Here is an 11216-nt window from a genome sequence, read left to right as displayed (position 1 = left end):
CTTCGGTTGAAGATGGGGGCCATGCCGAGGAGTAAATTAGATTCTGCTGCAATGCGGGAAACTTTCAGGGCTACGGTCAGGAATCAAGCGAGAATATGCTGGAATGGGAAGTGTACAGTCCAGGCGATTTATAATTTTTATTATATTATCTTGTATGTTTAAGTGCCAAATGCGCCGGTTTTCGAGATAAAAGTTGTCTGTAAGGCCCAAAAATAGGCCTTTTTTGAAGATAAAGTTTAATAAAAATAGTGGATTGCTTGTCTCAGAGATTCAGCCAAAATCAAAATTAATCTCTTTGGTTAGAGGGGCTAGCCCCCGGCCCACGGCCCGCCCGAGGCTCCCGGATATTTCAATTGAAAAACATTAATAAATACCTACGCCTTTCCCGAAAAAATCTTTTTGATTCTGATCAACTATCTCATGATTTGTCACGCAGATCAATTCGCGGTGGCGTAACTACTGTTACCTCTCGGTGTGTAATGGTAGTTATGAATATATTGAGGACAGTTGTCTTAGCCAGGTTACTCACACCACAAGATTTTGGTATAGTATCTATGGTTTCTGTGATTGTTGGGTTTGCAGCTTTGTTTAAAGATGCTGGCCTTTCCCTTGCTACTGTTCAAAAAGAAACCATTTCTCCAGGTGAGATAAGCACGCTTTTTTGGCTAAACATAGCAATAAGCATTTTTGTGGGCTTATCTATTGTTGCTTTGGCACCATTTATTTCTTTGTTTTACAACAAGCCAGAGCTTACATATGTTACTATAGCCTTATCATTGTCCGTAGTTATTCAAGGGTTTGGTATTCAGCACGCAGCTTTACTTCGGAGACATATGTATTTTTTGACTCTTGGATTTATTGAAATATTTTCTTCTATTGTAGGGTTGTCAATAGCTATTTTTTTTGCTTTGCAAGGCTTTAATTACTGGGCACTTGTTTTAAGTACTATAAGTATATCAATTGCTTCAGTATCATTGACTTATATATTTTGCCCCTGGATTCCCAACTTGCCTAAAAGAAGAACAGGCGCTAGAAAAATGCTTAGATTTGGCATGCATGTCTCTGGATATAACATACTAACTTACATTACACAGCATGTAGATCAAATACTAATTGGCAAGTTCATAGGCCCATATGGTTTGGGTATATATAATAGGGCACACAGCGTTGTACAGATGCCTATCTTTGCCATAAGAAAACCTATAGCGAATGTGTCTGTAAGTGCTTTTTCAAGAATACAAAATGAGCCAGACAAAATTAAAAAATATGCCGATAAGTATGTTTTAATAATTTCTTTTTTTTCGATGCCTGTAATGGCATTTTGTTTTGTTTACTCAGAAAGCCTCATTTTGCTTTTGCTTGGAAAGAATTGGGATGAAGTCGTTCCTTTGTTTAGAATTTTGTCTTTAGCTGGTTTCATTCAGTTACCATTGACAATAACTTCACTTTTGTTAGTCACCTGTGGCAAGTCACAAGAATATTTAAGAATAGGCATATTGACCTCGACATTTTTTCTTTTTTTCATTTCTTTAGGGATTATGTGGGGAACAACCGGTGTGGCCTTTGCTTATGTGGCTAGTACATATATTTTGTCTTTGCCAATGCTGTTTTATATGTCTAAGCACGTTCCTTACACTACTAAAGATTTTTTTACATCAATTGCAAGGCCTGTTTTTGCTAGTGTTTTGTCAGGGTTGATTTTTTTTCATTTGCCTGCTCCCTGCTTCGAATTGCTATTTTTAAATGTTTTGTGTAGTGGATTATTTTTTTTGTTCGTATTTGTATTAATTTTTACATCAACTCCAAATGGATTTAGCATTTTAAAAAATGATATTTTTTCTATAGTCAGACATTTTAAATAGATTAAATTGAAATAATTTGAGGTTTATATGAGCAAATATTTTATAAAAGATGGTTATACTGAATACAAGACTGATAGAAACCTAACTTTCGATACAAACAGAAAAGAAAGTTATTGGGATGCAAACAGAGAATTATCATCTAAATATTATCAATGGGGAGTTTATCAGTACATAGCTGGGGATATTAAAAAAAACGATGTCGTTGTTGATATTGGATGTGGTTGCGGATACAAATTGCATCACATTATAGGAAGTAAATCAAAAAATATAATAGGATTAGATCAACCTGCACCTATTCAATACTGCCAAAATAAATATATGTTTGGCAAATGGATTGATGTAGACTTTGAAAGTCCCAATTTTGTAAAAGTTAGCGATAAAGTTGATTACTTAATATGTTCTGATGTCATTGAGCATTTAATTAATCCCGAAAAATTAATTTCTTTTATTCACTCAATAATTTCATATGATACAAAAATTATATTTTCAACACCTGACAGAGATAGGTTAAGAGGATATAGTTGCATGTCTTCTGAAAAACCAGAGCATGTAAGAGAATGGAATTTTTCTGAGTTTAAAAAATATATAGAGAACAACAATTTTAAAATTCTATCTCATTTTCATCAAACGCCACTTCGATTTACTTTTTGGAATTATAAAGTTTTTTTTACCATACTATTAAGGCAGTTATTTGCTAATGATGGACGCAAGTTTAAATATAATCAGGTAGTTGTGTGTAGGAAAAATCTTTGATGTGTGGCATCCTCGGAAGCATAAATTATTTACCAGATAAAAAGTCTATCCAGGAAGTTGATAAACTTTTACATCACCGCGGTCCTGATGCTGGGGGCGAATGGGTTGACCGTTCGATCCCGGTCTGGTTGTTTCATCGTCGGCTGTCCATTCAGGATTTGTCTGAACGCGGTGCACAGCCCATGGTGCATCCGGATCGGCCAAAAATTGTCATCACCTACAATGGCGAAATCTATAATGCACGGGCATTGAGGGAACAACTCGAGGACAAAGGATGCGTGTTTCGTGGAACCAGCGACACCGAGGTGTTGTTGCATGCCTATGCAGTCTGGGATGTTGACCTGCTGTCCCGCATTGAAGGGATGTACGCCTTTGCGATCTGGGATGGGTACAGGCAGAAATGTTTTCTGGCCAGGGATCCTGTTGGCCAGAAACCCCTTTACTATACCGTGTGGGACGAAAATCTTGCATTTGGCTCCACTCCCCAGGCACTGAGGATTATTGATCCCCGTCCCGCTACCATTTCGTACGAAGCTCTGTGCTCTGTTCTGACACTGGGTTATGTGCCTGCGCCTTTGGCTGTATGGGAGGGAATGCAGGCTTTGTGCCCTGGACATTACATGGTCTGGACACCGGGAGAGTCCTGCACCCCGAGGCAATTTTGGAGCCCTCCGGACCGTGTTGACGGAACGCCTGATACCCCCGAGGGATTTGCCTCTTTTTTTACTGATATTTGTAAGGAACATTTGATTGCAGATGTCCCTGTGGGGCTGCTGCTCTCTGGCGGGCTGGATTCCACTTGCATGGCCAGCCTGCTTTCACGGGCTGGAATTGCGGATTTGAAAACCTTTACCCTTCACTTTGTGGATGAGCCTCGCAGCGAGGCGCCACTGGCCCAGGAGACGGCCAGATATTTGGGGCTGGACAATATAACTGTTGATCTGATCCCCGAAGATGTTGACAATCTACGGAACCAGGTTGCCATATCCGCTGCCCAGCCGCAGGGTTATTCCGCACTTTTGACCTGGCATCATCTGTCCAGAGAAGTGGTGCGTCATTTTAAGACCGTACTTAGCGCGGACGGCGGAGATGAGTTGTTCGGCGGGTATGTATGGTATGATGAGCGCCTGTTTACTTTGATCCGACTGAAAAAAGCAGTGCGCAGTCTAATTTCGAAAGAATCAGCCGGGATGTTTGCCACATTTGCTGGAAAATCCTCCCTGCATGCGCACGCCATGAAGGTTTTTCCCCGTTTTTTGCCGGAAGAAGCAGCCCTGATGTTCGCTCCTTTGGGCAGAGGCTTTGATGATGAAGCCATGCTCGCCCCTTTACGGAAACACTGGATCAAGGATCTGCCATCCCAAAACGCATTACAGCGCGTTGACCTGATGACCTTTTGCAGCGGTTCCATCTGTGCCAAGACGGACAATATGAGCATGGCCCATTCTCTGGAAGTCCGAGCACCCTTTCTGGACCGCAGAATGATTGACCGTGCACTGAGTCAGCCAACGCCGCTGTATCGGCCTGGACACGGTAAACAACTCATCCGGAGATCCATAGCCGGGAAGGTACCAGACCGGGTTTTAAACCACCCCAAGCAGGGCTTTTCAATGAAGACCCTGCATTGGTACGATTTTGACAAGCTCGAGGTGGAAATTCGCAATAGCTTGATGTTTCGTCACGGTCTACTCGCAGAGGATTTTCAAAAACTTTTGGCTCCTGGCATACCCTATCGCACCGCCCGGGCCTGGACTCTCTCGGCACTATCCAAATGGTATGAGCATAATGCCAAATATGGAAATTGATGTATGAATATTCTTGTTGCCTCTGCCTTTCCCGCAGACTCTCTGTTCGCCAATGCCGTCAACACCATCAAGATGGCTGATGGGTTTGCAAAGCTTGGGCATGACGTGACAGTGGTGTGCCGGAAAGCCAAATGCGGACATTTGACCGACAAACAGCTTCAGGAACGATTTCATCTGTCAACCCGTGTAACGTTTATCCAATCTCCTGGCAGATGGTACATGCTGCCGCTGAACATCCACAACGCTTTTGCCCGACAGGTTTTGCACCATGCAAGAGATATCCGGCCGGATTTCGCCTTTTCCAGGAATTACATTGCCCCGGTCCGGCTCGCCGCAATAGGTGTGCCTACTGTTGCCGAGTCGCACGCTCATGTGGGCAATACATCGCGGCCGTTGCTGCGCATGATCCAGGGGCTGGGCGAGCTGCATCAGTTCAAGGCCCTGGTGACCATTGCCCCGGTCCTGCGGGACAATTTTGCGACTTTGGGGGCCCCAAAACACAAAGTTCACGTTCTGCCCGACGCCGTGGACCTTGATCTTTTCACCCGGCCCACAGACTACAGCAAGCCAGAACGAAACCGGCCCCTTGTTGTTTACGCTGGCCATCTGTACGACTATAAAGGCATTCCCTCGATTCTGGACGCTGCAGCGCTATCACCGGAATTCGATTATCGCCTGGTGGGCGGGCATGATCAGGACATTGCCCGGGTGGCTGACCAGGTCCGGGCTAGGTCGCTGCACAACGTGTCCCTGGCCGGCCGCTTTCCGCACAGCGAGGTTCCGGAGCAGCTTTGGGCATCGGACGTCCTCCTGCTGCCCCCCTCGGCCCATCACCCCAGCGCCCAGTGGACCAGCCCGGTCAAGCTGGGTGAATACTTAGCCTCAGGCACGCCCGTGGTGGCCACCCGCATCCAAGCCCTAGAATACTGGCTCAGAAATGGAGAAGTGCATTTTGTCCCGCCCGAAGACCCGCAAGGGCTGGTGGAGGGGATACGGGCCGTGTTGAGAGAGCGGGACTATGCCGAGCATATGCGAATAAAAGCGTATGCCTTGGCTCAAAGGATTTCCTATAAGGAGAGGTGCAGGAGGATTCTGAAGGTTGCAGAAGTGCCTGAAATAGAGAACATGGATATTTAGGGAGCTTACTACAATGAAGTACACTACTGATAACGCATATACTGACCGCGAGACAAAACCGGCCTATGTTTATGACAAGTACAACCCCCTTCTTTTGGGCAGCGTGCTGGATGTTGGGGCGGATGGGAAATATCTGAAACCTTATGTGGAACAAGGGGGGGGGGCGTACTGCGGGATTGGTTTTGGTGAGAGAGTTGATATGGAAATAGACCTGGACGCAGGTCCACTGCCCTTTGAAGATACCAGCTTTGACACGGTGCTTTGCCTGGATGTTCTGGAACATTTGGAAAAAATTCACTTCATGTTCCATGAATTGTGCAGGGTCGCCCGAAAAAATGTCATCATCTCTCTCCCCAATCCCTACGGCGGTTTTTTGTCAATGTTGCGTCGTGGGGACTATGCGCCGGACAAACATCTAAAATTCTACGGACTCCCCGTAGAGCCTCCTTCTGATCGGCACCGCTGGTTCTTCAGCACAAAAGAAGCCAAGGCATTTTTACGACATAATGCATCAAATGCTGGCTACAGGATCGTTCAGTTGGATAGCGAAGGAATACTACATTCAAATTACAAGCGACGTCTCAAAATTATTGCAGGAAATATTATTCTGAAACTTTTATTCCGGAAAGATGTTACAGAACTGGAAATGCATCACGGAACGTTGTGGTGCTGTTTGGAAAAGTGTGATGACTGAAGCAACATCATTACACTCCCTTAATGCCGACCATGGCCCTACCAATTTTCAACGGATCACATGTTTTTTGGTGAAATGGATGAACAACCGTTTTTCTCGCAAACAATGCGATCTGGATTTGGATCTGCGTCATTTTGTATTACCCCGATGGCAATTGGAAGGGCTTTGGCCGACAATCAGTATGAAGGCTCCACCGGCAAGAAGGTTAAGCGATATGTTCTGGATGTCATTGCCGTGGACCAGGGTGGCTGATGCGCTGGGCGGGGATGTACATATTCTTGAGTTTGGCTGCGGGAGCGGAAGGTATGGGAGAATGTTGCAGAACCTCCTTGGTGATTCGTTTCAGCGCTATGTCGGAGTGGATGTGAAAAGGCATCGTGACTGGGACCAGTGAGACCAGTCCGCTGATTCCCGGTTTGAGATGCATGTAGCCGACTGCACCCTGGTTCGACCGTTCCTGGCTGGAATCAACATGATCATCACCCAAAGCGCCCTGGAACACTTTGATCAGGATTTGCTATTTTTAAGCACATAGCGGAACATGTTCAGGCAACGAAAGCACCGCTGCTTCAGATCCATCTGATGCCTTCCGCCGCCTGCCTGACCTCATACCCCTGGCATGGGGCCAGACAGTATATGCCAAGGTCAGTCTCAAAGATTACCAGGCTTTTCGGGCCTGAAACCAGGTGCATCGCAGCTTCACTACTTACCCCCGCATATGGAAACGGACGGATTTGCGCGATACACGGACTGATGCCTATGACCTTGCACTACGGAAGGCGATTGAATGTGACATGCACCACCCTGTGACCAACGTGGCTTGCTTCCATGCACTCGTAATGGAGAGCAGGTTCGCGTCGCAGGTTGTTACAAATTTATCTGATGCTTCCAATGAGACGTGACCATCATGCGCCTGACACAACTCAAATCCATGATTGCTGGCTTGCTTTTCCGGGAGCGGACGTTTCCCGTGGACCCTTTTGGTTCTCGCCCCGTGCTGACCGGGGCACATATGAGCAGTTGCATGCGGAAGCCAAAGCGGCAAAGTACCCTGAAATGGACGCCTGGGAGGCGCGCATGGGCTTTGCCGTTGACCGTCAATGGCTGGACAGCCTGGCCCTGCATACCCAGGTGGTGATCAAAAAGTCCCGGCTCAACTGGCAGCATGGACGGCTACTCTACGCCACCCTGCGCCAATTCCTCCACACCAGGGCGCACGAAGAACGTGGCCATTCACCGGCGACCATTCTGGAAACGGGGATGGCACGCGGATTTTCCGCCGTTTGCATGGCCCGGGCCATGATTGACGCCGGATGTCCTGGCACGGTACTCACTTTGGATATCTTGCCCCACAACACGCCCTTGTACTGGAACTGCATCGACGATCTTAACGGCAAGAAGACCCGATCCGAATTGTTGTCGCCCTGGTCGGAGGAACTGGAGCGGATCATCTTCACCCAGGGCTGGACCAAGCAGCAGTTGCTCCGTACTGGCCTGTCCCGGATCCACTTCGCCTACCTCGACGCCCAACACACCCTGGACGACGTGCTGGCGGAATATGTTTATGTTCGTGACCGGCAGGGACCAGGCGACATGATCGTCTTTGACGACGTGACACCGGGATTATTTGACGGTGTGGTCCAGGCTGCTGGGGAAATCGAAAACCAGGGTCTGTATCGAATCGCGCGACTCAAAGTCTCTGGCCAGCGCGGCTATGCGGTTGCCGTGCGTGCAAGTTGAACATGCTTGAGGAAGAGATGCAAAAAGCTTTCTTGTCAATTGTTATACCTACCTATAACCGGCGTGATTTGCTGAAGAGACTTTTTGAGAGCATTGTTGAGCAGGACTACTTTGTCGAGGTTGTTGTCGTGGATGACGGATCAACTGACGGGACGCGGGAACTGTGCAATAATTACTTTGGGGATAAAATTAAACTCGTATACATGTGGCAGGAGAATTCGGGGAGAGCGCATGCCCTGAAAAAAGGCATTTTGATGGCGACCGGACAGTATACAATCTTGATGGACTCTGATGATTTTTTTACCCATGGCGCCCTGCACATCATTGCCTCGTCAATTCAAAAAATGGAATCCTTGAAGGATACGGGAAAGCCTCTGACTTGCCTTGTCTTTGGGGTTGAAATCACCTCCGGACAAAAACACTTCGCGAATATTCCTCCCGCTTCAATGACCAACTTCACGGCATTGCGGGCAGACCACGGGGTAAAGTTGGACTTGAAGGAAGTTGTCAGAACGGATGTGATACAAGCAAACATCTTTAGCGCCGACAAGACATGCCGCAGGGTGCCAACGGGCCTACTTTGGTCAAAGATCGCTGAAAACAACCAATGCCTTGCAATTCCACATCCTGTTGCCGTTAAGGAATATTTGCCCGGCGGCATGTCTGACCGGATTCTTGCCCTGAAGGTTCAGAATCCCGTGCCGTTGGTCGAACTGTATGCTTTATTGTCCGAAAGCAAGGCGTATACGTCCAGGAGCTATCGATGGCGCTCTCGCCTTCTTTGGGCAAGGTACGCGCACCATGCAAATATGATGATTTTTTTAAAATGGTGGCATGCTCTAGTCTGGCTCCCTGGATTAGTGCTGTATTGTAACGACGTCTTGAAGCTGGTGATTAGTAGCCATAAAATTAAGTAGAAATCTGATGCCTATTTTTAGAATTAGCATTTCACTCAGCATAATGTATAGTCTCAGTATTATTTTTGGGGTATTTCATTATGTGTATTTGCTATTTCTAGATGGAAGTTTTGTTGGCGATATTGGCATATATTATAAATATTTTATTAGTTTTTCTTCAATCAATATTTCTGGTGTTTTTGCGTTGAACAATGACTATATTTTATTCAATATTTTTTTTTGGATTCTTGCGCAATTATTGTCTTTTGAGTTTGCGCTTAGTATTTTTGTTGTAATATTTTATTTTACAGCATCGATTTTTTTTTACCAAATATCAAAAATGAAGTTTATTTCTTGTTTTGTCTTGTTTTTGTCTTACTTTTTTTTTGTTTTTGAATCGCTGTCGACTTTAGTAATCCGTCAAGGATTAGCTGTTTCGTTTCTTTTTTTCTTTGGCTTTTATTATAAAAAAACATCATTGCCTATTGATTTTCTGAAAATTTTTATTGCAGCGTTTATTCATATAATAGCAATCTTTTACTTCCCTGTTATATTTATGATGAGGCTCATAAATTTAAATGGCATTATTTTTTCGTGCCTGAATTGATCGATTCAATATTCACGCAAGCCACTCGGGCCGATTTGAGGTTAAGTTTTGACTTTGCATCAGGATAATTATCGATGTTGCTGAGAAGGTAGACTTAATTTTTCAATTTTTCAGCAATTTTTAACAAATTTATTGGCACTTTAACGTTTTTTGGGCGCAATACTTCTGTCTTTCCATCAACCCTAGGACCAAGCTCAGGATTAAGTCCAGAGTAAAAGCGGTGCCTTAGCGCAACGCTCCCAGAGTTCTTTGAAATTCAAAGCCTCCATGACGGCAACGCTCACCTTAAGCTTGACCTGTTTCGCGGTCCTGACAATCTTCCCGGCTATATCCACCAGCTTGCGGCGCAGGGTGGTCGGAGTAGCGGATATGGACACCACCGGATTACTGACGTCCTCTTTGAACGTTTCGAAAAGAAAGAACCCCAGAAGCATTGTGTAGTACATGGCCGCGTTGGGAGCAAAGTTCTTGAAGGGGAGCTGTTCAAAACCGAAATCCTTCAGGCAGCGATGGACCAGTTCGTCCGTTCCGCGTTGGTGATATGAGCTGATGATCTCTTCTGACTTGGTCAAGTATTCATATCCGGATTTTTTGAGTTGTTCGTCAATGGCTTGGCCCATGCCCAGATTGGTGTAGATCATGGTTCCTGGTCGTGCTCCTGGGAGAAGAAAGCGTTTCTCTTCCAGTAGTGGACGCCAAAAGATGGCCCGGCGGAAACGCTTCCACGTTGAGCGATGGTCGCCGAATTCGCAGTATTCCCAGATGTCCTCCTCGGTCTTGCCGTAGTGGCGATCAAAGGCTTTCTGGGGCAATGAACTAATGTAGCTTTTCACATCAGGCAAAAACCGGCCGCCGCAGATATATCCGATCTGGAGACGTTCCATTTCGGCGAACAGTTTCTGGTCGCAATATCCGGAGTCCATTCGAACAATGATCGGCACGTCCTGGCAATATTTGCTCCGGATCAGCTTGACCGCGCGGTGGATCATTTTGGCGGTATCGTTGCCGTGGTTGGAGTGTTTCTTCCCACTGCGAAATATAGCGTCGATGATGAACCTGCCCCAGGTCATCTGCAATGGTGCGAAACCACATACTTTCTTATAAGTCGGCTCGACGCCTTCGCGCTTGGGAGCATCATTATTGTCCATGACCATGGCGTCGATATTGAGGATGATCAGTTCCGGCTTGCTGATGTTCAGCCTCCAAACAAAAAGGCGCATCAGCAGCATCCGAAACATGGACGAAAAACGTAACGGGATCGAGTTGAAAAACCTTTTGATGGCATGCGAAGAAACCATATGTTTATGGTCCATTTCAATGCTGGCCGCATATCCTGGGTCTTTGGCCAGCGTGTCAAAGGATGACAAATGACGGCAGGTACCATCAAAGTGCCAGCACAAAATTTGAGTGAACAACTCGACGATGGACGCCCCTTTTGAATTTTTGCGGACTCTCCCGAAGAGTAGTTCAATCAAGGGGATGATCTGGATTGCATGCAGATACCTCGTGAACAAATTGATGCCGGCCCGGCTGGTCAAGGTCTCGTTGGTGGCCTCAACTTTTTTCACGATATGAGCCTTGTTGTGATTGTTTCTGGACATATTCTCCTCCACCCATGGGGTGCATATTTGCAGTGACCTGAATGGAGAGAATTATAAACAAAAACAATATGTTATGCAATCAGAACTGTAGTGCGAATGTATCGTAATCGCTCAACCTAGG

Annotated in this window: 9 protein-coding genes; 8 read left to right on the top strand and 1 reads right to left on the bottom strand. The window is 46.0% G+C overall.

All coding sequences use genetic code 11. The features are described from left to right. The first annotated feature begins 353 nt into the window (after window positions 1-353). The 8 genes from BLP93_RS13750 (at window position 354) to BLP93_RS13715 (ending at window position 8908) form a co-directional block, all read left to right on the top strand. Window positions 354-1862: a lipopolysaccharide biosynthesis protein gene (locus BLP93_RS13750; protein WP_139163012.1), complete on the top strand. Its 1509-nt coding sequence runs from the start codon at window positions 354-356 to the stop codon at window positions 1860-1862. Window positions 1863-1889: 27 nt separating this feature from the next. Beyond that, the gene (locus tag BLP93_RS13745) at window positions 1890-2615 is read left to right on the top strand and encodes a class I SAM-dependent methyltransferase (protein WP_092122957.1); all 726 of its coding nucleotides are present in this window, start codon (window positions 1890-1892) and stop codon (window positions 2613-2615) included. After that, on the top strand, window positions 2615-4420 hold the full coding sequence (asnB, locus tag BLP93_RS13740; protein WP_092122954.1) for an asparagine synthase (glutamine-hydrolyzing): 1806 nt from the start codon (window positions 2615-2617) through the stop codon (window positions 4418-4420). Before BLP93_RS13745 ends, asnB begins: the two co-directional genes overlap by 1 nt. 3 nt (window positions 4421-4423) lie before the next feature. Further along, complete coding sequence (locus BLP93_RS13735) at window positions 4424-5557, top strand: glycosyltransferase (RefSeq protein ID WP_092122951.1); 1134 nt, start codon at window positions 4424-4426, stop codon at window positions 5555-5557. Window positions 5558-5570: 13 nt separating this feature from the next. Next, complete coding sequence (locus BLP93_RS13730) at window positions 5571-6251, top strand: class I SAM-dependent methyltransferase (RefSeq protein ID WP_092122948.1); 681 nt, start codon at window positions 5571-5573, stop codon at window positions 6249-6251. Further along, the gene (locus tag BLP93_RS16735; protein WP_139163011.1) at window positions 6244-6645 is read left to right on the top strand and encodes a class I SAM-dependent methyltransferase; all 402 of its coding nucleotides are present in this window, start codon (window positions 6244-6246) and stop codon (window positions 6643-6645) included. Before BLP93_RS13730 ends, BLP93_RS16735 begins: the two co-directional genes overlap by 8 nt. A 683-nt stretch (window positions 6646-7328) precedes the next feature. Further along, window positions 7329-7991 (top strand): class I SAM-dependent methyltransferase, encoded by a 663-nt coding sequence (locus tag BLP93_RS13720; RefSeq protein ID WP_208596656.1) that lies wholly within the window; start codon window positions 7329-7331, stop codon window positions 7989-7991. A 2-nt stretch (window positions 7992-7993) separates the two neighbouring features. After that, entirely contained in the window at window positions 7994-8908 is a 915-nt protein-coding gene (locus BLP93_RS13715) for a glycosyltransferase family 2 protein (RefSeq protein ID WP_092122942.1), read from the top strand. Between the two features lie 786 nt (window positions 8909-9694). Here BLP93_RS13715 and BLP93_RS13705 read toward each other — a convergent pair. Continuing rightward, a complete protein-coding gene (locus BLP93_RS13705) occupies window positions 9695-11095 on the bottom strand; it encodes an IS1380 family transposase (RefSeq protein WP_092121910.1) in 1401 nt (466 codons plus the stop codon). Window positions 11096-11216 lie beyond the last annotated feature (121 nt).

The organism is Desulfonatronum thiosulfatophilum (assembly GCF_900104215.1).
Classification (GTDB): Bacteria; Desulfobacterota; Desulfovibrionia; order Desulfovibrionales; family Desulfonatronaceae; genus Desulfonatronum; species Desulfonatronum thiosulfatophilum.
The sequence above is the reverse complement of the archived record's forward strand: the minus strand, read 5'-3'. Positions and strand labels throughout refer to the sequence as shown.

Coding starts and splice junctions, on each gene's coding strand:
- BLP93_RS13745 (WP_092122957.1), top strand. CDS start 1,890: ATGAGCAAATATTTTATAAAAGATGGTTATACTGAATACAAGACTGAT.
- asnB (WP_092122954.1), top strand. CDS start 2,615: ATGTGTGGCATCCTCGGAAGCATAAATTATTTACCAGATAAAAAGTCT.
- BLP93_RS13735 (WP_092122951.1), top strand. CDS start 4,424: ATGAATATTCTTGTTGCCTCTGCCTTTCCCGCAGACTCTCTGTTCGCC.
- BLP93_RS13730 (WP_092122948.1), top strand. CDS start 5,571: ATGAAGTACACTACTGATAACGCATATACTGACCGCGAGACAAAACCG.
- BLP93_RS16735 (WP_139163011.1), top strand. CDS start 6,244: ATGACTGAAGCAACATCATTACACTCCCTTAATGCCGACCATGGCCCT.
- BLP93_RS13720 (WP_208596656.1), top strand. CDS start 7,329: ATGGGCTTTGCCGTTGACCGTCAATGGCTGGACAGCCTGGCCCTGCAT.
- BLP93_RS13715 (WP_092122942.1), top strand. CDS start 7,994: ATGCTTGAGGAAGAGATGCAAAAAGCTTTCTTGTCAATTGTTATACCT.
- BLP93_RS13705 (WP_092121910.1), bottom strand. CDS start 11,095: ATGTCCAGAAACAATCACAACAAGGCTCATATCGTGAAAAAAGTTGAG.